This window comes from Lysinibacillus sphaericus (genome assembly GCF_015844675.1).
Classification (GTDB): domain Bacteria; phylum Bacillota; class Bacilli; order Bacillales_A; family Planococcaceae; genus Lysinibacillus; species Lysinibacillus sphaericus_E.
Genome location: NZ_LDGC01000015.1, coordinates 64,879 through 87,170, shown reverse-complemented (window position 1 = coordinate 87,170; position 22,292 = coordinate 64,879). Strand labels below are relative to the sequence as shown.

17 protein-coding genes, 4 pseudogenes and 1 riboswitch are annotated in these 22,292 nt (G+C 36.2%); of the genes and pseudogenes, 17 read left to right on the top strand and 4 right to left on the bottom strand.

Going from position 1 to position 22,292, the window contains the following annotated elements; all coding sequences use genetic code 11:
• The first annotated feature begins 1 nt into the window (after nt 1).
• A complete protein-coding gene (locus tag ABE34_RS05970) occupies nt 2–973 on the top strand; it encodes a glutaminase (protein ID WP_197141103.1) in 972 nt (323 codons plus the stop codon).
• A 166-nt stretch (nt 974–1,139) separates the two neighbouring features.
• Here ABE34_RS05970 and ABE34_RS05965 read toward each other — a convergent pair whose 3' ends face one another.
• Nucleotides 1,140–2,480: an amino acid permease gene (locus ABE34_RS05965; protein ID WP_197141102.1), complete on the bottom strand. Its 1,341-nt coding sequence runs from the start codon at nt 2,478–2,480 to the stop codon at nt 1,140–1,142.
• Nucleotides 2,481–2,641: 161 nt separating this feature from the next.
• Nucleotides 2,642–2,718: riboswitch (glycine riboswitch) on the bottom strand.
• A 508-nt stretch (nt 2,719–3,226) separates the two neighbouring features.
• Nucleotides 3,227–3,613, bottom strand: coding sequence for a rhodanese-like domain-containing protein (locus ABE34_RS05960; RefSeq protein WP_197141101.1), 387 nt, complete (start codon nt 3,611–3,613; stop codon nt 3,227–3,229).
• A gap of 567 nt (nt 3,614–4,180) precedes the next feature.
• Here ABE34_RS05960 and ABE34_RS05955 point away from each other — a divergent pair.
• The 4 genes and pseudogenes from ABE34_RS05955 to ABE34_RS05940 form a co-directional block, all read left to right on the top strand.
• Nucleotides 4,181–5,011 carry a lipoate--protein ligase family protein gene (locus tag ABE34_RS05955; RefSeq protein WP_197141100.1) on the top strand — a complete coding sequence of 277 codons (831 nt, stop codon included), beginning with the start codon at nt 4,181–4,183 and terminating at the stop codon, nt 5,009–5,011.
• 202 nt (nt 5,012–5,213) lie between these two features.
• Nucleotides 5,214–6,008: pseudogene (locus tag ABE34_RS05950) on the top strand (ribonucleotide reductase N-terminal alpha domain-containing protein); the annotation flags it as partial.
• A 93-nt stretch (nt 6,009–6,101) separates the two neighbouring features.
• Nucleotides 6,102–6,983: an endonuclease domain-containing protein gene (locus ABE34_RS05945; protein WP_197141097.1), complete on the top strand. Its 882-nt coding sequence runs from the start codon at nt 6,102–6,104 to the stop codon at nt 6,981–6,983.
• A 227-nt stretch (nt 6,984–7,210) separates the two neighbouring features.
• A pseudogene (locus ABE34_RS05940) lies at nt 7,211–8,992 on the top strand (vitamin B12-dependent ribonucleotide reductase); the annotation flags it as partial.
• Nucleotides 8,993–9,145: 153 nt separating this feature from the next.
• Here the strand turns inward: ABE34_RS05940 and ABE34_RS05935 are convergent.
• Nucleotides 9,146–10,054 carry a DNA glycosylase gene (locus tag ABE34_RS05935; protein WP_197141095.1) on the bottom strand — a complete coding sequence of 303 codons (909 nt, stop codon included), beginning with the start codon at nt 10,052–10,054 and terminating at the stop codon, nt 9,146–9,148.
• Nucleotides 10,055–10,234: 180 nt separating this feature from the next.
• Between ABE34_RS05935 and ABE34_RS05930 the strand changes: the two genes are divergently transcribed.
• The 12 genes and pseudogenes from ABE34_RS05930 (at nt 10,235) to ABE34_RS24985 (ending at nt 21,111) form a co-directional block, all read left to right on the top strand.
• On the top strand, nt 10,235–10,948 hold the full coding sequence (locus ABE34_RS05930; protein ID WP_197141093.1) for a 2OG-Fe(II) oxygenase: 714 nt from the start codon (nt 10,235–10,237) through the stop codon (nt 10,946–10,948).
• A gap of 231 nt (nt 10,949–11,179) precedes the next feature.
• Complete coding sequence (locus ABE34_RS05925) at nt 11,180–11,800, top strand: bifunctional transcriptional activator/DNA repair enzyme AdaA (protein ID WP_197141092.1); 621 nt, start codon at nt 11,180–11,182, stop codon at nt 11,798–11,800.
• Entirely contained in the window at nt 11,784–12,317 is a 534-nt protein-coding gene (gene adaB, locus ABE34_RS05920; protein WP_197141091.1) for a methylated-DNA--[protein]-cysteine S-methyltransferase, read from the top strand. Before ABE34_RS05925 ends, adaB begins: the two co-directional genes overlap by 17 nt.
• A gap of 31 nt (nt 12,318–12,348) precedes the next feature.
• Nucleotides 12,349–13,167 carry an SPL family radical SAM protein gene (locus ABE34_RS05915; RefSeq protein WP_197141089.1) on the top strand — a complete coding sequence of 273 codons (819 nt, stop codon included), beginning with the start codon at nt 12,349–12,351 and terminating at the stop codon, nt 13,165–13,167.
• 156 nt (nt 13,168–13,323) lie between these two features.
• A pseudogene (locus ABE34_RS25615) lies at nt 13,324–14,512 on the top strand (MFS transporter).
• Nucleotides 14,513–14,526: 14 nt separating this feature from the next.
• Nucleotides 14,527–15,815: pseudogene (locus tag ABE34_RS05905) on the top strand (ATP-grasp domain-containing protein).
• Between the two features lie 579 nt (nt 15,816–16,394).
• Nucleotides 16,395–17,120, top strand: a complete 726-nt coding sequence (locus ABE34_RS05900; RefSeq protein ID WP_197141088.1) for an ABC transporter ATP-binding protein — start codon at nt 16,395–16,397, stop codon at nt 17,118–17,120.
• Between the two features lie 12 nt (nt 17,121–17,132).
• Nucleotides 17,133–17,873: an ABC transporter permease gene (locus ABE34_RS05895; protein WP_197141087.1), complete on the top strand. Its 741-nt coding sequence runs from the start codon at nt 17,133–17,135 to the stop codon at nt 17,871–17,873.
• 276 nt (nt 17,874–18,149) lie between these two features.
• Nucleotides 18,150–19,451, top strand: a complete 1,302-nt coding sequence (locus tag ABE34_RS05890; protein WP_197141086.1) for a sensor histidine kinase — start codon at nt 18,150–18,152, stop codon at nt 19,449–19,451.
• Between the two features lie 9 nt (nt 19,452–19,460).
• Nucleotides 19,461–20,204, top strand: a complete 744-nt coding sequence (locus ABE34_RS05885; RefSeq protein ID WP_197141085.1) for a LytR/AlgR family response regulator transcription factor — start codon at nt 19,461–19,463, stop codon at nt 20,202–20,204.
• 144 nt (nt 20,205–20,348) lie between these two features.
• Nucleotides 20,349–20,915 carry an NAD(P)H-dependent flavin oxidoreductase gene (locus ABE34_RS05880; protein WP_346655530.1) on the top strand — a complete coding sequence of 189 codons (567 nt, stop codon included), beginning with the start codon at nt 20,349–20,351 and terminating at the stop codon, nt 20,913–20,915.
• 10 nt (nt 20,916–20,925) lie between these two features.
• Nucleotides 20,926–21,111 carry a hypothetical protein gene (locus ABE34_RS24985; RefSeq protein ID WP_241747195.1) on the top strand — a complete coding sequence of 62 codons (186 nt, stop codon included), beginning with the start codon at nt 20,926–20,928 and terminating at the stop codon, nt 21,109–21,111.
• A 111-nt stretch (nt 21,112–21,222) separates the two neighbouring features.
• Here ABE34_RS24985 and ABE34_RS05875 read toward each other — a convergent pair whose 3' ends face one another.
• Nucleotides 21,223–22,194, bottom strand: coding sequence for a DUF1385 domain-containing protein (locus tag ABE34_RS05875; protein WP_197141084.1), 972 nt, complete (start codon nt 22,192–22,194; stop codon nt 21,223–21,225).
• Nucleotides 22,195–22,292 lie beyond the last annotated feature (98 nt).

Genomic DNA, 22,292 nt, shown 5'->3' with positions numbered 1-22,292 from the left:
AATGCCGACAGAACATAACAATCATAATAATCATCAACTTGCGGCAGAATGGGTGGAACAGTTTCGTCCTTTTGCTAAAGAGGGGCAATGCGCAAGTTATATTCCTGCTTTAGCTGAAAAAGATCCAAATCAATTAGCGATTTCGATTATCGGCACTAATAATGACGAAATGAAAGCCGGAGAGACAACTGAATTATTTACGCTGCAAAGTGTTTCAAAGGTCGTTACATTTATTTTAGCGTGTATGGAACGAGGGTTACCATATGTTTTAGAACGAGTAGATGTTGAACCTACAGGTGACACCTTCAATTCAATCATTCGTCTAGAAAGCCATCAGCCTGGAAAACCTTTTAATCCAATGATTAATGCAGGAGCTATTACAGTATCCTCTATGCTTGACGGAAATTCTCCGCAAGAGAAGGTTTCAAAAATCCTTTGTTTTTTAGAGCAAATGGTTGGCAAGAAATTAAAGGTGAATGAAGAGGTTTATCAATCTGAGTGGCAAACTGCAAATCGAAATCGGTCATTAGCCTATTATTTAATGGATTCTGGCTTTTTAGACTGTCCTGTAGAGGAAGCATTGGAAGTTTATTTAAAACAATGTGCGATTGAAGTAAATGTTTCAGATTTAGCAATGATTGGTTTAGTAATCGCCAATGATGGCTATCATCCTCTAACAAAAACACAACTTTTTCCTAAGCAAGTAGCAAAATTAGCAAAGGCATTGATGGTTACTTGTGGTATGTATAATGCTTCTGGTAAATTTGCTGCATTTATCGGGTTACCCGCAAAAAGTGGTGTTTCCGGAGCGATTTTGGCGGCTGTACCAAGTCATGCAGGCTTAGATTCACCTTTTCCTGCTGGGTGCGGTATTGGCATATATGGACCAGCAATTGATGACATCGGGAACAGCGTAGCCGGCGTGAATTTACTTAAACATATCGCTACCGAATGGAATATGAATATTTTTTAATCAATTAAAGAAAGATGACTTCAGTAAATGAAGTCATCTTTTTTACTTCTTTCCGCGGATTTCTAAACATCCGCCAAGAAAATACCGCTAATTTTTAATAAAAAAAGCCCTGAATAGCTTCACTTTGCTTAAAGTGTCACTATCCAGGTCAATGTAATTTAGCGTATTACTTTCTTTTTTTCTTATAAAGAATCAGCAGCAATATAAACCAAATTGGTGTCAATAGTAATGCGGTACGAGTTGCCTCTGAAATGAACATCACTACTAATAGAAATGCAAAGAAGGCAAGTACTAAATAGTTCACGAACGGAGTAAAAGGTGACTTGAAAATTGATGCTTCATGAAGTGCACGATTTTTACGTTTATAGATGATATGAGAGATTAATATAATACTCCATACCCAAATAAAGCAAATGGCACTAATCGTTGTCACAACACTAAAGGCGTTTTCAGGCATTAATTTACTTAGTAATGCACCAACAGATACAACAATTGCCGACACAACAAGTGCGTTGCTTGGGACACTGTTTTTATTAAGCTTTGCAAAGGTTGGCGAAGCTTGCTTGTTGTTTCCAAGATTAAAGAGCATGCGACTTGTAGAAAATAAACCACTATTACCAGCCGAAGCGGCAGATGTTAGAACGACAAAATTAATAATCCCTGCAGCAATTGGAATACCGGCTAGTGTAAATACTTGTACAAATGGACTACTAGTGGCAGACATTTCATTCCAAGGATTAATGCATAAAATAACAAATAGCGCCCCTACGTAAAATAATAAAATGCGTAATGGAATTTTGTTAATGGCAGAAGGTATATTTTTTTTAGGATCGGCCGTTTCAGCAGCAGAAACCCCTACTAGCTCGACACCAACAAAAGCGAAAACAACCATTTGGAATGCCATTAAGAACCCATGTAGGCCGTTCGGGAATAACCCGCCATGTGCCCAAAGATTTTCAACAGAAACTGTGCCAGAGCTTGTTTGAAAGCCTGTAAATAACATGAATAGTCCGATCGCAATCAATACCACAATAGTAATGACTTTTATTAGTGCAAACCAAAATTCTAGTTCGCCAAATAGTTTTACAGTTAATAGATTCAACATTAGCAACAGGACTAAACAGCCAATTGCAGGGACCCATTGCGGTATATCAAACCAATATTGTACATAAACGCCGACAGCAATAATATCTGCCATAGCGGTCATAATCCAGCAGAACCAGTATGTCCAGCCAGTAATATAACCTGCCCAAGGTCCTATGTATTCGGATGCAAAATCAGTAAATGATGTATAGCCAGCATTCGATAATAACAGTTCCCCTAAAGCCCGCATGACGAAAAATAAGGCGGTTCCGACAATTAGATAGGCGAAGATGATGGAAGGTCCTGCTAAAGCAATCGCTTTACCGGAGCCTAAAAATAAACCAGTACCGATTGTTCCGCCAATCGCAATGAGCTGCACATGGCGATTTTTTAATTCACGTTTTAATTGTTGTTGTTGTTCCACGTTGCTCCCCCTCAAAGATACGTAAAAACTATGACTGGAAATAAAAAAGAGACTAGTAGTGACACTAGTCTCGTAAACGACAGAATAACAAATACCGATAGCGAATGTTGTATGTAAAAAAGAAAACATTCGTGTGGTATAGCTTTCATGATGAAAGTTAATATTACTCCTCTGTCCTTTTGCCTGAGATAGTGAACCCTTCGGCGACGCAAAATGCGCTCTCTCCAGAACTGCTCCTGCTATAGTTTTATCCATAGCATTCATAGCTTGTATTGTATGTCTTAATGACATTATTTTAAGATATTATACATCCTATCAGTGCTACCATAATTATTCAAGGGTAAATTTCAGTCTTTTTCAGAAAAAAAGAAGATTGGAGTTCCTCTAGGTAAAAATTATACGAAAAATAGTATTTTTAGACATACGTTAAAATATGGATCATGTTTAATGGTTAGTATAAAGGGTTAAAAAGGCGAGGGACGAGTGCGGGAAGCAGCTAGAATTTTGGTGAAGGAAGTTGAATGTGATGTGAGCAGTATATTGCCTCACGTTCTACTTTTTTCTGTTCCATAAGTTGTCAGACGTTAAACAATAAATATAATATAGTAGAAACTCAGAATTTTTTTGCAAAAAGTAAACCATCTCATAGTCATTTGAGATGGTTTCTTCCTGTTTAAAACAAAGTGATATAGGTATATATAAATAAATTTTATAGTAGTCACTTATGCCTTAACGGTTTTTTGAAATTATTTTTTAGACTTTACTTTACCCGTCCAAGTACGGAAGCCGCCTTGAAGTTGGTAAATTTGGTTGTAGCCACGTTTTTTAAGAAATAGAGCAGCACGTGCGCTACGGCCTGTATTTTGACAGTATAAATATACTGGTAAATCTGGGCGGATTTCTTTGTGACGTTGACGTAGAGTTGTTGAAGGAACATTACGTGCACCAAGAATGTGACCTGCATCAAATTCTTTTTGCTCACGTACGTCGATAAGCTGCGCTTTACGATAACCTTCAATAAATTGTTCTTGTGTTAGGTTTGTTACGGCTTTTTTTAGTCGTAGGGCATTGATGCCGATATATGCAATTACGACTACTAAAATAACACCGATTGTGATAAGTATGTTTAACAAAATTTCTTACCCCTTTCTATCTTCTTTATTATTATAAAAGATGCGCTAGCGATAGTCCAATGAGTTTGATAAAATTAATTAGATTGTGGCTAGAATTAATCTATCTTTTGTATATGAATGTTTTAGTGAAAGGCCACAGAATCATACACTAATTTCTTGGTTTAGTGTGGGGATTTTTCCAATAAAGAATAGAATTAAACGAAAAGTGTCAAAATTTGAGAAGCACTATTTTTGGCTCATCATTAAGAGTAGGATGAAATTTGTTAAAATGTATGTCCTATATAGGTTGATTGGAGTGAAGGCTAGGCGACTCCTCGGGGATTAGCGTCACAGATGAGACCCTGCAGCGAAGCGAAGCGGCTCATCGGACGCCCCCAGGAAAGCGCCTAGCCGTAACGGAAATCAACCACTTGCTATAGCAATGAGCCTTATTTTGTACACGTTCGCAAAAGGTAAAGCCTCCGGCGGATGTCACGGAATCGAAAAGGATTTCTTTGTGCAAGCACAAAGTCGATTCCCGACGCATTTATGCCGAGGCATAAATGATTAATTGTAGGAGATGAAAATATGACAACTTGGTATTTTCTAAATTCAGGGAAATGTAGCCCATCTTTCAATATGGCATTAGACGAAGCATTACTTGATTGGCATAGTGAAGGTTTAATTCCACCGGTTATTCGTTTTTATGAGTGGGAGCCAGCAACTCTTTCGATTGGCTATTTTCAACAAGCGAAAAGAGATATTAATCTAGAAGCGGTGCGAGAACAAGGGCTAGGCTTTGTTCGTCGTCCAACAGGTGGTAGAGCCGTTTTACATGAACATGAATTGACTTATAGTGTCATTGTTTCAGAAAGCTATCCAGATATGCCTGAATCAGTGACAGAGGCATATAGAGTGTTAAGTGAAGGGATATTGCAAGGGTTTCATAATCTAGGTATGGATGCTTATTTTAGTGTGCCTAATACTGAAGAACAAAGAGCGGACTTAAAGAAACCTAAAAGTGCAGTTTGCTTTGATGCGCCAAGTTGGTATGAGCTTGTAGTGGAAGGTAAAAAAGTGGCAGGTAGTGCACAAACTCGTCAAAAAGGTGTTATTTTACAGCACGGAGCTATTTTACTTGATTTAGATCAAGAAAAATTATTATCTGTCTTCAATTTTTCAAGTGAAGAGGCGAAGGCACGTATGCGTAGAAAGATGCCTGAAAAAGCGGTTGCTATCAATAACCTTGTTAAAGAACCTGTGACTATTGAACAATGTGTGATAGCTTTTAGAGATGGTTTTGCAAAATCGTTGCAAATTGATTTAAAACCATTTACACTTTCTGAGGAGCAATTAGAATATGTACATTCACTAGAAGAAAAAAAATATGCATGTGATGATTGGAACTTCAAAAAATAAAAAATGGTATAAGAAAAATATTTTTTTATCGTTCGATCCTTGTGATAACAAGCAGTTCGCATTCTGTTCGAAATTGCAAGAGTTGAATTAAAAAACTATATATAGTATCGTTTTAAAAGAAATATACACAATATGTAGTGTTTAACGACACATGATATTGTGTATTTATATTTGTAAAGCAGAAAATAAGGGAGGCAAAACGATGGTACTCACAAATCATCAACCCGAAGTAAACAAATTTGAACAGTTAAACAAAGATATTGAACAATTTCCGCAGGTTCATCCTGTAACACCTGATATGCACATTACGCATAAAGGTGTATCAAGACTTGTAATGATCGATCGCTACTCGTTTAAAGATACGGAAAAGAAAACGTTAAAAGCCGGTGATTTCGTCGTATTAACAGTGAAGGCAGATCCAAAATTCCCTGCACGTGGTTTAGGGACAATCCAAAAGCTTGATATGTCTACGAAAACAGCAGAAATTTTGATTGAGGAAGATTACCGTAGTGCTATAGATGATCCGAAAGAGCAAGAAACGGGTGTGATTACGCGTTCAATTGACGTGCTAGAAAAGCCTCTTGAAATATTTTATGAACAAATCGCAAAACGAAATGCAACAGGACTTGCTTCTGTTGAAAAAACACAAGAGAAACGCCAAGAATGGTTTGAGAAGTTTTATGAGCAGCTAGTTTCATTAAAATTCATTCCAGCTGGACGAGTTATTTACGGAGCAGGATCTGAAACGGATGTAACTTTCTTCAACTGTTACGTAATGCCATTTGTAGCAGATTCACGTGAAGGAATAAGTGATCACCGTAAGCAAGTGATGGAAATTATGAGCCGCGGTGGTGGTGTAGGGACAAATGGTTCAACATTGCGTCCACGTAACACTTTAGCACGTGGTGTAAATGGTAAATCATCTGGCTCTGTATCATGGTTAGATGATATTGCGAAGCTGACTCATCTTGTCGAACAAGGTGGTAGCCGCAGAGGTAAGCATAATCTAGGTGCTTCTGCGTAAACAAACCTCGTGAATTGCTGGGAACTCTTTAACGGAAATATTGTCACTTTAATCGAGGTGGGAATTATGGATGTTTATGATGCGAAACAGCCACAAACTTGTTTGATATGTGGTTTTACAATAGATCATAATAAACAAGGAAGGTTTACGTCTCATTTGAAAAATGAGCATAGCTTAACATTAGATAATTATTTAATATCTTATTTTTATCCAGTAGAAATGGTGACCTGCCAATATATTTTATGTAATAAAAAGGTTAAATTGAGGCGTGGTATTCCCAATCAGTTTTGTAGTAGAAGCTGTCGAGGAAAAGGTAAGCCTTTAACTTGTGTAATTTGTGGAAAACTATTCGATGAAAAACATCGGCAGACTAAAACTTGTAGTAAAGAGTGTGCGAGTAGGCTGCGATCACAAAATACAGGAAATTGGCATAATGACATGTCCAATGAACAAAAGAAGGTTCATTTTGAAAATATCATTTCAAAAACAGCTAAAACTAGAAAAATGAATGGAACTCCTTCATGGAACAGCGGTAAGACAGGGGTTTATAGTGAAGAAACAATAGAAAAAATTCGGCAAGCTGCATTAAAACAATTAGAGAGGGAAACATTTAGAAAAACTAGTATTGAAAGAGCTCTCGAGCATTTCTTAGTTGAACAATCAATCCCTTATAAATATTCCTTTATATTTGAAGGTGCACAATTTGATTTTTTACTAGTTGGGACAAATATTCTAATTGAATGTGATGGCGATTTTTGGCATGGAAATCCAAAGTTCTATTCCTCCTTTTATGATGTTCAAAAGAGGGTAAAAGCTAGGGATATCGAAAAAAATCAAATTGCAGCAGCGCATGGATATACATTACTCCGTTTCTGGGAAGATGAGATAAAAAATGATTTTGAAAATGTTAAAAAACGCATTATAAATGCACTGCTAGCTACAACGTAACTGGAAACGGTAAGCGTGAATGCTTGAAAATAGCAGTGGGATAAAGACAATCAGCAGCCAAGCCTCTTACATAGAGGAAGGTTCAACGACCATCGAAAACACGCTAGTTAGCGGAAGTGAGTAGAGTAGGAGTGAAGCCACTCCGAAGTGCGAGGACATCTATTAAGATGTAAGATATGGTCTCAACTTCTATGGCGACATAGAGAGTGGGTGTAGCGAACCCGCGTAAGAAATCGGCACAAATGATTATGCTGGCAGATTGGCATCCTGATATCGTGGAATTTATTATTTCGAAAATGCAAAATCCACGTATTCTACGATACCTAATCGAAAATACAACGGATAAAACAATTATTCGTCTAGCAAAAGAAAAATTAAACTTTAAACCTCTATCATCTCAAGAGGAAGCTATGTACCAAGGTATTGTTAACTATAAAGGTATCGAAGGCTTAGGTGGTTTTGATACAGCTATTATTCGCGAAGCGGAAAACAAACTACGCGATGGCGGAACTTATACTGTTCACAATTCAGAGTTTTTAACTGGTGCGAATATTTCTGTAACATTAACAAAAGAATTTATGGAAGCAGTTGAAAATGACGCTGAATTCGAGCTTCGTTTCCCAGCTGTTGAAGAATATACAAAAGAAGAAATGGCTATTTACAACAGTGAGTGGCATAAAGTTGGAGATGTGCGCGAATGGGAGAAAATGGGCTATAAAGTACGCACATACCGCACGATTAAAGCGAAGGAATTATGGAATTTAATCAACGTTTGTGCAACGTACTCTGCAGAGCCAGGTATTTTCTTCATCGACAACGCCAATGACATGACTAACGCAAAAGCTTATGGTCAAAGCGTTGTAGCGACTAACCCATGTGGGGAACAACCACTTGCACCATATTCTGTGTGTAACTTAGCAGCTGTGAACTTAGCACAGTTTGCGAATAAAGAAGATCAAACAATTAATTTTGAAGCACTACGTGAAACAGTTCGTGTTGGTGTTCGTATGCAAGATAATGTTATTGATGCTACACCATACTTCTTAGAAGAAAACCGTGTACAAGCTTTAGGTGAGCGTCGTGTTGGCTTAGGCGTAATGGGCTTAGCAGACTTACTCATTTATTGTGAGAAAGAATACGGCTCAGAAGCGGGTAATGAGCTAGTTGATGAAATCTTTAAAACGATTGCTGAGACTGCTTATGAAGCTTCAACAGAACTTGCAAAAGAACGCGGTAGCTTCCCATTCCTTGTAGGAGCAACAGAGGAAGAGACAGCACGTTTACGTAAAGCATTCACTGAAACTGGCTTTATGCAAAAAATGCCTGCGCATATTAAAGATCAAATTTTAGCAACAGGTATTCGCAACTCGCATTTACTAACAGTAGCTCCAACTGGTTCTACTGGTACGATGGTTGGTGTGGCAACTGGTCTTGAGCCATACTTCTCGTTCACATATTACCGTTCAGGTCGTTTAGGTAAATTCATCGAGGTAAAAGCAGAAATCGTACAAGAATATTTAGAACGTCATCCGGAAGTAGATGAGAATAATCTTCCTGATTGGTTCGTAACGGCGATGGAATTAAAACCAGAAGCACATGCTGATGTACAATGTATCATCCAAAAATGGATTGATTCATCTATTTCAAAAACTGTAAACGCACCAAAAGGTTATACAGTACAACAAGTTGAAAAAGTATACGAGCGTTTATATAAAGGTGGCGCTAAAGGTGGTACGGTCTATGTAGATGGTAGCCGTGATTCACAAGTACTGACACTAAAGGCTGAAGAAAATGATATGGATCAACTATCATTTGAGGAAGAATTAGTAGAAGTACCAACGAAGCGTCCAGTTGTATTAGTAGATACGATTCAAGCATTAGAATCGACAACAGTTATTGGTTCGGATGTAGGGAATACTTGTCCTGTATGCCGTAAAGGAACTGTAGAAGAAATCGGTGGCTGTAACACATGTACAAACTGTGCAGCACAGTTAAAATGTGGCCTATAAAACGTTTATAAAAAAGATGCGATGTTTAAAATAAACTCGCGAAGCTTTGCCCCTTTGGATATGTTTATCTAAAGGGGTGTTTTTGTGTCGAGATGGATTAAAGAGGGTCAAGGAACTGGCGGTGTGGCATCCACCTTGGTTTAAAATTAAAGATCAGTAAAGGACACGCCATAAATAAAAGGTAGCGTATGACTCCCAGTTTTCCCATGGAAGCGATAATTCTAAGATTTCATCTTTCGTAGGCTTGCGCTCCATATTACGTAATATTTTTATCGAATTAATAAGACCTACATCATCGATTGGAAAAGCTGACTGGAACCTGAGGCAGCGCATTAAAACATAATTGGCTGTCCAAGGACCGATTCCTCGAATTTTAATTAAGTTTTTTTCAGCATCTTTAAAGTTCATTTTCATTAATTTCCCTCTCGATAATTCTCCACTTGCCATTAATTTAGCAATTCCAATAATATATTCACTTTTTTTTACCGTCATTTTAATATCTGCTAAGTCGGTAGGTGTTAACTGTGCAATTCGTTCGTACGGTGGAAACACCCAATACTTTTTACCATTCCAATCAATGGATTCGCCATATCTTTCTACAAATTGCTTCTTTAAGGAGTACGCGAAGGCTAAGTTAATTTGTTGCCCTAAAACTCCCCAACATAAAGCTTCAAATAAATCGGGAATGCCGATAACTCGCAACCCATAGAATTTTTGGGCAGGCATTTTAAGTAATGGGTCTGCATTTGCCATTTCATAAAATGGCGTTAAATCGTTATTAAGATCAAACCATTCATACATATATTTTACAATCTCTTCCCGTTTCCACTTTTCATTAGGTCTCGTATTATTTAGGAATTGAACAACCATTTGTTTATTGATTACGCTTATCTGTACTAAGGACCGAATTTCCCCAATGACTATAATTTTTGTAATGGTATCGTTCTCAATTTCGTACATGCATTCATTTTTTTCCCTTGTTAGATAACCTAGGTTTACGTTCATGTCGAAGTTTTCAGGTAATGCAATTACAATATCATCATTAATTTCATGCCATATCACTTTTCATTCTCCTCATCTAATTCCGATTTTTTATACTCACACTGACTGTAATTTTACTTTATCACAAAATAATCTTACCTAATTTTGTTATCTTGCTATTACATTCTAAACACCTTATTTTTTTCTATTGATGAGGTTATAGTGTTAATTATCAAGAATGTAAAATAGGAGTTGATAAAAATGGTCCAAAATATAAAAACACGTGTCGAGAGCTTAAATTGGGATTCAATTCAACATGAATTAGATGAGCAAGGATTCGCAAAGCTTCCAGTGATTTTAACTAAAGAGGAATGTGAATTCTTCAAACAATTGAATTGTGAGGAAGAGCCATATAGAACGACAATCAATATGACGAGATATCGCTTTGGAAATGGGGAGTACAAATATTTTTCCTATCCATTACCTGAAATCATCCAAAGTTTAAGAGAGTCCTTTTATGTAGAGTTGGCCAAAACAGCTAATCGATGGTTAGGTTATTTAAAGAAAACAGAACAGTTTCCAGCTCATCTTCAAGATTTTTTGAACACCTGCGGAAAATATGAACAAACTAGACCTACACCTTTACTATTAAAGTATGAAACAGGCGGATTTAATTGTTTGCATCAAGATTTATATGGCGACATATTTTTCCCGCTTCAAGTAGTATTTGTATTAAATCAACGTGAAAAAGACTTTTGTGGTGGAGAATCTCTATTAGTGGAACAAATTCCTCGTGCTCAGAGTAGGGGACATGTCATTACTTTGGAACAAGGCAGTGCACTGATTTTCCCTACTAACTACAGACCTGTTTTGGGCAAAAAAGGATATTACAAAAATGCGGTTCGTCACGGAGTAAGCACGGTTACTTCTGGAGAACGATACGGTTTTGGAATCATTTTTCACGATTCTAAATAAAGTGAAACTTTGATCAGTGGGGGTTTTCTTCATCCCACACTGAACATTAGTTAAACTAATCGGGCTGTTCATCTCCCACCTAAACATCTCCGATTTCTCTATGTTTTGAGGTTGGAATCTTACAGCCCGTTAATGCGGGATAAAAATTTAACTTCAATATCTTGCTATTACATTCCCAGAACTATACATTCTGAATTTATAGGGAGTATATTGTAAGGAGAGGTGAGGTCAATGCCGGATAGTATTAATAACGGACATAGAATGTCGAATAATGTAGAAATGATACCGGATGAAAAGTGGCAAGCAATACTAAACAATGATGCAGCGTTCAATAATCAATTTTTCTACGCTGTAAAGTCGACGGGGATATTTTGTAAACCATCTTGTAAATCTCGCGTTCCGAAAAAAGAAAATGTATGCATTTTTCCAAACGTAGAACAAGCTCTCCGGGCAAATTTTCGTCCTTGTAAACGTTGCAAGCCCACTAATGAAAATCTACCTGATAGCGAGTGGGTTGATTTAATTACTGAATACATTGATAAAAATTTCACAGAAAAGTTAACGCTAGAATCGATAGCAACTATTTGTCATGGGAGTCCGTATCATTTGCATCGAACATTTAAAAAGATTAAAGGAATTACGCCGGTTGAGTATATACAACAAATTAGAGTACACGCGGCTAAAAAGTATTTGATTCAGACAAACAAAGCGATTGGAGATATCGCCATATGTGTGGGTATGACTAACACACCTTATTTTATTACCTTATTTAAAAAGAAAACTGGACAGACACCAGCGCAATTTCGTCAAATAAGCAAAATGGAGGAAAAGTACTATGGAAACAAAGAATAAAACAACCCTTTATTGGTCTTTACTTAAGTTTAAGGATTGGCATTTTTATATTGCTTCAACTGCAAAGGGGCTTGTGTTTGTAGGTTCACAGAACAAACCATTCGAGGAAATGTTCGAATGGGCTAAGAAACGCTTTCCAGGAAGTCCCCTTGTTGAGGATGATGAAAAGCTTGAACCCTATGTTGTTGAAATCACTCAGTATCTAGAAGGGAAGCGGAAAACCTTTACTGTTCCATTTGAGTACGTAGGTACGCAATTTCAGCTAGCAGTCTGGGATGCACTTTGTGAAATTCCTTATGGACAGATGAAGTCCTATTCCGATATTGCAAATGATATAAAAAAACCATCAGCTGTTCGTGCTGTAGGAGCGGCTATTGGGGCTAATCCAGTATTAATTACTGTACCATGCCATCGTGTAATAGGGAAGAATGGCTCATTAACTGGCTATCGGGGCGGGATAGAAATGAAAACATTACTCCTGGATCTAGAAAAGCAAGCTTCATCAAGCAATGAGTAATTATTGCCGTACAATGAATGGAGGTTTCGTCATGAAAAGTGAATTATTCTATAAAAATCCGAAAACGATTCTGAATAAAGGGACTGGCTTCCTTTCTGGATATACGCATTCACTAAATCCTTATACAGGCTGTTCATTTGGGTGTTCCTATTGTTATGTACGCGAAATGCCTGTATCTCTTTTTCGTGAAGGGGAATGGGGAAATTGGATCGATGTTAAAAAAGGAGCTGCGAATTTATTAAAAAAGGAGCTTCGTCGCGCCAAAGCCAAAGGGAATGTAACCATTTTTATGTCATCAAGTACAGACCCGTATCAACCCATAGAGCATAAGGAGAAAGTGACGCGATCTTTACTAGAAGTTATGGTAGAAGATCCTCCTGACTTCCTATTAGTACAGACTAGAAGCCCACTTGTAAGTCGAGATATCGATTTGCTGCAATATTTTAAAGATAAAGTTCGAGTAAGCATGACTATTGAGACAGATTCAGAAACAATCCGTAAACATTTTACACCAAAGGCACCCCCAATCCAGGCGCGCTTTAAGACATTGGAACAATTAGTGGCTGCTGAAATACCGACTCAAGTTGCTATAGCCCCCATCTTACCGAGTGGAGAATATTTCCCTATGAAATTGAAGCCATTCGTCGATCGGATTTGTATTGATGACTACTTCATGGGCGATGGCAGTGGTGGAAAACGCACAAGAAAACTAGGTATTGAGAAAAAATATGCCCAACTTGGTTTAGAAGATTGGTATGGACCACATGTGATTGAAAAAGTATATAACCGATTCATTGAAATCTTTCCGGAAAATCACGTTTATGTGAGCCAGGCTGGGTTTGAGCCGTAAAAAATAGGCAGTGATTGTATGAATAAATAGAATCGTTAAATTTCTGAATATTGCGATATTTATTTTATTCTTTTTAAATTCGAATTATTGGAGGCGTCTTATGAAAAATAAAAAAACTTTAATTTTTTCAAGCTTTGGCTAGGTCAGTCTATAAGTTTGCTAGGTACTCAGTTTACAATAGTAGTTTTGCCTCTTTTTGCATTAGAGGTGCTAGAAACAAGTGAGGCGAATGCTGCCTTGCTTCGTGGGATTATATTCATACCCTACCTAATTTTCGGTTTAGTAGCCGTTGCTTTGATAGACGTCCTTCATAGAAAAAAGGTTTTGCTAATTTGTAGTATATGTCAAGGCGTTTTATTTTTATCAGTATTCATACTGACTGTAACAAATATAATAACGTTCCCTTTATTGGTATTTCTTATGTTTTTAAATGGAATATTTACTACGTTTTATAACATTGCAATTCCTTCTTTCTTACCTGAAATATTAACTGATAAAAACAACTTAAAAAGAGGAAATGCTCAGCTAGCCCTTTCGGAGTCCCTTTCTATAGTAATTGGTCCTATGCTAGCAGGAATTGTCATTACTCTAGTTGGATTAACAGGCTTATTCACGGTTGACGCAGTAACGTATTTTGTGTGTTTTGTGTGTGTATTGTTTATTTCAGGGTTTAAACCGCATACAGAAGGCTCTTTAAAAAACGTAAATATAAAATCGATATATAAAAACATATATGAAGGTTTAATATATTTTAAAAACCATCCTGTATTGGAGCCAATTGTAAGTTGTGGCGCTGTTTACGGTTTTTTTAAAATACATACTAAATAGCATTTTAGTAATATTTCTTTATAAGGTAATGGATCTATCTGAACTTGAAATAGGCTTTGTTGTAGGTTCGGCAGCGCTGGGATTTTTAATAGGTAATACGATACTCGTAAAAAAGAGTAAACAAATTAATAATACAAAAATGCTTGTTTATAGCGCTACTGTATCAGTTATCGGTCTGTCCTTAATACCGATAATGGGATATTTAGGAACCGTTATCGGTATAGTAGCTGCAAGTATCATACATGGTATGGGAGAAGGTGTATTTGGCCCTTACGCTGCAACTATACGACAACTTGTCTCGCCAAGTCACATGCTTGGCAGAGTAAATGCTGTACAGCGTACGCTTAATTGGGGAGCTTGGGCATTAGGGAGTTTTGCTAGTGCTTTTTTAGTTTCTATTTTTGGGCTTCAAACAACGTTATTTATAGGGGGATTCGGAACAACATTGTGTTTAATAGTGTTGTTAAGGCGAGGCATATCAAAAGGAACCAACATTGAATATACGAGTTCAATTTAGAGGAGGTGATTATAATGTTTAAGGTATCAAAAGGAACTGACATAGAAAAAACACCACACATTTTATTTATAGGGGGATGGACAAAACCTATACAAGATGCTTTAGATAGGGGGTATGCTGTTTCGTATATAGGGTCTTACACTAAACACATATATTTCGATGGAATGATCTTAGAACAGTGTTTCTATAAAAAAGAAATAGACACAACAAACATACCCGTCTGTGTGTACTATGCTGAAGAATTGTACAAAGAGAAACCGTTTGATGTGGTTGTATCTTTCAACGAAGTAGCCCTAGATACGGCTAGCATAATTGCAAAGATTTTTAATGTTAAAGGAGTTTCTTACAACGCTAATATGATAACCCGTAACAAAGACATGATGCGTGAAATTCTAGCAGGCAAAGACTTTTCGATAGATTCGATAGTTTGCAACAACATAAAAGACATTGATGAATTTTTGAACAAAAAAGATAGTATTATTATAAAGCCCCCGATTGGCGCAGGTGGTAAAGGTGTATCTAAGCTAGACATAGGAGATGACGTAGAGCTATTTATTAAAGATAACGGTATTCAATTACCTATTTTAGTGGAAGAGTACGTGGAAGGTGACGAAGTTTATACGGTCGAAGCCGTTTCTTATAACAAAAAACATTCTATACTAGCTATATCAGCTGAAATATTTAAGGAAGATACGTTTTTAATAAACTATACTATTATGCCGGCACCTATAGATGAATATCAAAAGAATCTAATCATCGAGAAAGTAATGCTATTTTTGGACGACATGCAACTGGAAGATGGCATTACACATACAGAGGTAAAGATAGACAAACAAAATAAGCCAATAATCATAGAGTCTCAAGTGAGGATAGGTGGAGGTAACATTTGGAAAATGGTAGAACTGACAACCGGCATATCTCAATTTGGATACTATTATGATGCGTTAGCTACTAAGACTATAGATGAATTTAGATGTGACCTTCAAATTGTCAAGCTATGTCTTTAAGCTTGATTCCAAAAACAGGTTGCTTAAAAGAAATCAAGTATAAAGGGTTAGCTAACATATCCGAGATCGTATTAATTGATCTATTAGTAAAAGAGGGCGACACCATACCAACTATTGTAGACAGTACAGGGCGCAAAGGATATATATTATTTACGGCTAATGATATTAAACATATGTACGAAGTCGCAGATAAAATATGTGACAATATAACGTTTGTTTATCAGGATTTGTCAGAATGGAAACCTTCTTTTAAAAAATATTTAAATAGTAATGTGGTACATGACTGGTCTATGTAAAGAAAAAAGACCATAATAACCCCGGGTGTCTAAAAGTATATATTGAATTAGCTGAACTACTGGACTTTATGTCTGGTAGTTTTTTTCGATCTTCACAGCATTAAGAAAATGAATTATTAGAAACTGTGTTTTTGAAAATCTCACGGATTATGAAAGAGGAATCGTTAAGCTAACAGTACATAAAAGAAGAAAAAGAAAAGATAAGAGGGATAAAAAATGTATAAAACGCATGACAAAATCATGCAAACTTTTTCAAGTTGTTTCAATTTCATTAACCTCTTTACTTCTCCTTATACTGCGGATAAGACTTTATATTTCTTTATCCACACGATTAGATTCTGTTATTTTTTGCAGTGTTTTAACATTATCCGATAGGTTGAGCACCCTTTTGAAGCAGTCTGCCTGTTCAAATAGCTCAAGTGATGCCACAAGGAATCTTGTTGACAGTTAGGAATAAAAATAGAACACCTAAATCAAATACTTTGGACATCTAAGTATAGAGGAGCAGAATGTATGCATGGAATGAAAAACAATAGAATTCTCGAGTTATAGTATGTATGTAAATTAGGAGGGTGAACCATGCAGGATTACAACGTAAAGGTAGAAAAATTAACAAAGAACTATGGGAAAAAAGCTGTTCTGAAAGGGATAGATTTTACTGCTAAAAAAGGAGAAATTATTGGTGTTATCGGTAAAAATGGCGCTGGGAAATCGACGTTCTTGGAAATTTTAATGACGATCAAAGATTATAATGACGGCAAGGTAGCTGTTTTTGGTAATAACTTAAAGGAAATTGATCAAGCTCAACTGGAAGAAATCAAAAGTAATATTTCTGCTGTACTTCAGCCTACACAGTTTTATAAAAAATTAAAATTAAAAGAATTACTAGATCTTTTTCGTGCCTATTATGGTAGCAAAGAAGATTTAAATGAAATTATCGAAGAGTTTGAATTGCAGGAGCATCTAAATACGTTTTTTGATAATTTATCTGGAGGCTGGAAGCAAAAGGTTAGCCTAGCGATTGCTTTTTCTTCAAAACCTCGTTTGATTATTTTGGATGAACCGACTACTGGTCTGGATCCTCATATGCGGAACATATTATGGGAAAGCATCACAGGATATATTAAAAAAAATGACAGTACAGTGATTTTATCGACTCATTACATGGACGAAATCGAACTCTACTGTGATAAAGTTCTATTCATTAACGACGGTGTAACCGAAGTATATGATACGCCAGAAAATATACTGAAATCAGGTTATAAGTCTATTAATAGCTTTTATCTTGATAAAATTTCTAAATAAGGGGGAGAAAAGATGTTATTAACACAAATTAAATATGACTTAATCATGTTTTTTAGAGAGTTATTTTATTTAGTTTTCACAGTTGTTGTACCGCCAGTGACATATATTTTAATGGGACAAATGTTCAGTAATGCAACCTATAGCGGAGGAATGAACTATGTTCAAATGTATACACCATCGTTTATTGTCCTAATTAGTTTTTCAGTAGTATTTTTTGCCTTTGGTTTTGATCAGGTAATGAATCGCGCAGAAGGAATTGAAAAAAGACTTTTCATTACGCCTATAACGAATAAAATTCTTCTAATGTCCAGTATTGCTAAGTCATTTATTATTGCAACTGCAGGATTTGTGTTCATAACATTGATTGGCATACTTATTTATGATTTGCAACTTTCCATTGTTAATTTCTTAGTTTCATATTTAAGTTTGTTGCTTATTAATGCGGTAATGTTAGTTTATTCTCATGCGATTTATTCGAACTTCAAGGAAGTAAAAACAGCACTAATTATGTCTATTGTTTTGTTTCAAATTGTTATGTTCACTGGCGGCTTTTCTGTACCTGTGGAGAGTCTTCCGAATTTTGTGAAAAATGTATCCTATGTGAATCCGTTCTATCATTTAAATAAAATGTATATTTCAATTTGGAATCAGACATTTGAATTCGATCAAGATATGCTGATTTCAATCGGGTACACATTGTTTCTTCTAATCATTTCATTAGTTGTTATTAAGCTCAAAAAAAGATTTAAATGAGTTCCAACGATTTGGTGAGAATATTTATAAGTAAATATTGACTGCTGCGCCCTTTGATAATGAGTTACTGTTTTAAAAATGGTGTGATTGACATGAATTTTTTGAAAGAGTTTGTAGAAGTGATGGCTTTAAGAGCTGGAATATAAGGTTAATCAGGTTTTGTCTTTCTTTTAATTTCCTAACCTTCCTCTAACACGCCTTCCCTGATTCCGTTTATTTACTTATCTATAGTATACTATACAGTAGAGTTTTCTAGATAGAAATGAGGGTCAGTGAATGGCAATATTAGCATTCATTCAGGTTTTATTTTATTGCATTTTGGCAAGTTTCATTATAGGTAAACGTTTTTTTCGAAAGGAAAATATTATTGCGGCCATATTGTTTAGTTTAATTATGGCTGGGCTATATTCGTATTTAGATATTTTTGGTTCGTTATTAATATTTGCGTTTGTTCTTGCTATGTTGAGGTATACATATCTAAAGTGGATACCTGCATTGTACTACACATCAACAATAATGATTGCTACGATTCTAATTGATCATATAACAACTTTCATTATGGTAAAAATCTTTGGGATTAGTACTACCTTTATAGAAACAAACGAAATCATTTTTTCAGCGACAGTACTTCATCAATTTATTACATTGACTATTGGCTTTATATTTATAGGTTTTTGGAAAAAAGTGACTGTCCGAATTTTTGAGAAAGATGCAGATGATGGGAAATTAATGCGAGTTGCAGCTTTCTTGGGTATTTTTACATATGTGGTATATTTTACAATGATTGTTTTTGTACGATTAACAGGAAATCAAAATAAGCTGGTGTTGATGAATACGCTGTACTTATTTATCTATTTTGTTATTTTTGCTGTTAGTTTGTCGTTTCTGGTATATACCTTCAGAAAGCAGTTTGAGATGAGGGAAAAGGAAATTGAGCTAAACAGTCTACAAATGTACACTGAACAATTGGAAAAAAACTATAATGAAATGCGAACTTTCCGACATGATTACGTCAATATCTTGACTTCTATGTCAGAATACATCACCAATCGTGATATGAATGCTTTAGAAAGCTATTTTAATGACAATATTATGCGCGTCAGTCAAAAGATTCGTGACAATGATTTTAAAATGAGGGGATTGTCCCAACTTAAAATCCCGGAAGTGAAAGGTTTGGTATCCTCCAAACTGATGACAGCGCAGGAGAAGGGGATAGATGTGGTTTTTGAATGTCCTAACGAAATTCATTATCTGAATATGGATAGTGTACAGTTGTGCCGCTGCATCGGAATTATTTTAGACAATGCCATTGAAGCAGCTGAAGAAGTAGAAAAGGGTATGGTTCGAGTGGGGTTTGTGGAGTTTGAACAATCCGTGTCCTTTGTAGTTTGGAATACGTTCAGAGATACTGGGCATAAGCTCTTTCGATATTTCGAAAAAGGTTTCTCAACAAAAGGAGAAAATCGAGGCTTGGGGCTGACTAGCCTGAAGAAAATGGTTGATCAAGAAAATAACACACAGTTGGATACAGTTATAGAGGATGAATTTTTTAAGCAGGAAATTGTCATTTTAAAGTGAGGGATTGAGATGATTGATGTTTTTATTTGTGAAGATCAAAAGGAACAAAGAGAAAAGATAGCCAGGTATGTTTCAAATTACATAATGATTGAAAACCTTGATATGCAACTGATACTAACAACTGCAGATCCAGAAGAAATATTAGCCTATATAAAGGAGAGTAATCGACCTGGTTTATATTTTCTTGATATCGACTTGAATCATGAGATGAATGGTATCACACTTGGCGCGGAAATCAGAAAAATTGATCCAATAGGTGATATTGTTTTTATCACAACCCACTCAGAACTTACATATTTAAATTTCATTTATAAAGTAGCTGCGATGGATTTTATTATTAAAGATGATGTCGATTCTGTACAGAGCAAGATTATTAGCTGTTTGAAGGTGACTAATGAAAGAAAACAAGTAATGAACAAGACATCCAATAAAAAATTTGTTCAAAGAGTTGCAGATAAAATTATTAGTGTCAATTATGATGATATCATGTTTTTTGAATCCTCCCCATTACATAAAGTTGTTTTACATTTGGATAATCGTCAAGTGGAGTTTTATGGGAAGCTGAAAGACATAGAAAAAGAGTATGAAGGCTTCATTCGTTGTCATAATTCTTACGTAGTAAATATCGACAATATTCAGGAAGTGGACTTAAAAAAGAAAGAAATTCTAATGGGAAATGGAGAAACTTGCTATGGATCTGCTCGAATGATTAAAGCTGTACAGAAAAAATTAGAAATGTATGTTATCGAATAAGAGTATGCTCTTCCTATAATTATCTAATTTGAAGAAAGGGATTATTCTGCCTTTCTATATTTTTGTGTAATTTCCCTTTACTACGAGAAAGGCTTATCTGGTGACAGTTACCTTTAAGCCTCTACTGCAGAGTGGCTTGAAGAAATAAAAAAGGCGCTACCAACTGAGCAATGGGCAGTTAACTTTATATGTCATCCTGTGGCGAATACACGTTTTGAAGAAGATTTACAGTTAATTGAACAATTTCAGCCACCGATTGTCATTACTTCGCTTGGTAATCCAAAGAGAGTTTTGGACATTGTACACGGCTATGGTGGAAAGGTCTATGCAGATGTTGCGAACGTCAAGCATGCAGAAAAATCTGCTGCAACAGGTGTAGACGGACTAATTCTTGTTTGCGCAGGTGCTGGCGGCCATGGCGGGCAACTGTATCCATTTGGCTTTGTATCTGCGGTTAAGAAATTCTTTACGGGAACGATCATTTTATCAGGCTCCATCTCTAGCGGTGTAGACGTACTAGCTGCTCAAATAATGGGAGCAGACTATGCCTATATGGGAACTCGATTTTTAGCTTGTGATGAAGGAGATGCACCTGAGGGGTACAAAAACATGGTAATTGGAAGTGGCACTTCAGATATTTTATATACCGATGCTTTTAGCGGTGTCCATGTCAATGTGTTAATTCCATCCTTATTAAAGGAGGGGGGTTGATCCAGCGACATTGAAACTAAGAGAAGATGTTGATATAACACATCTTGTTAATATCAAAGCGTGGCGAGATATTTGGTCAGCCGGACATGGCATCACCAATATTGACAAACGAGAGTCTGTTCGTGAAATACTCATCATATTGGAGGCAGAGTACGAGAAGGCAAAGCAACAAATAATTTCTGTACAGCCATTTTAATAACGAATCTCTAACATAAAAGGGCAAGTCCAACGAAAAATATCTGTTGGACTTGCCTTTTAACTTCTTTCAGCGGTTGTCACGGAATTATGCCGAGGCATAATTGATTTGTTAATCATGATTCAAAGTAGCTGCGATTTCTGGTTGTTGCTCAACTTGAAGTAGCATATTGAATGATGCGATGGCTACTTCTACTTGGTCGTCTTTCGGCTCACGTGTTGTCAGTAATTGTAGCCATAAGCCTGGATAGCCAAGGAAGCGTAACACGGGAATATTACGGCACGCATTTGTAGCTTGAAGTACTTCAAATGAAATCCCAAGAACAACTGGAATTAATAGAATGCGGTCCACAATTCGTAACCAAAGTGGATCAGTTGGCACGAAGAAATATAAAAACATGCCAACAAACACAGTAAACAGCATAAAACTACTACCGCAACGATAGTGTAAGCGTGATTGTGCTTGCACATTTTCCACTGTTATTTCCATACCAGCTTCATAGCAGTTAATTACTTTATGTTCTGCACCATGATATTGGAATACGCGTTTAATAAGTGGTGTTAAAGATATAAAATATAAATAGGTAAGTAGTAAAAGTAGCTTTATGCCACTTTCAAGTAAAATTTGGCCAGTTTTGCCTTCAATCCATTTAGAGAAAAAATCCGCAATAAATACTGGAATTAAAGTAAAGGCAAATTTACCAAATAAAAAGGAAAGGATACCTACAACTGCAACCCCTAAAATCATTTGCAGTTTTGAGCCTTCCTCTTTATGCTCTTCTTCTTCGCCAGGTGTAACGTCGTAACGGTCCCCAGAAAATTGCATATGACGAGAGCCTAAACCAGCTGATTCAATCAGCGCTACAACGCCTCGTATCAATGGAATTTTTTTAAGCTTTTGTAAAATAGGGTTTTGAATTTTTTTAAAATGATAATAATCGATGGAATCATCGTTACGGCGAATGGCAGTAATCGTATGTTCCTTTCCTCCGAACATTACACCCTCTAATTGTGCTTGTCCCCCGTATACAGGTGAATTGCTCAAGGCTAACACCACTCTCTTTATATATTTCAACTGTACCATTGTACTAAATTTAGTGAAAAACCTCTAGAGTTACGCATAGTAAAATTTCTATATGGATACACTAATCGTACAGTTTAGGAAATGATTAACGGTTAAAA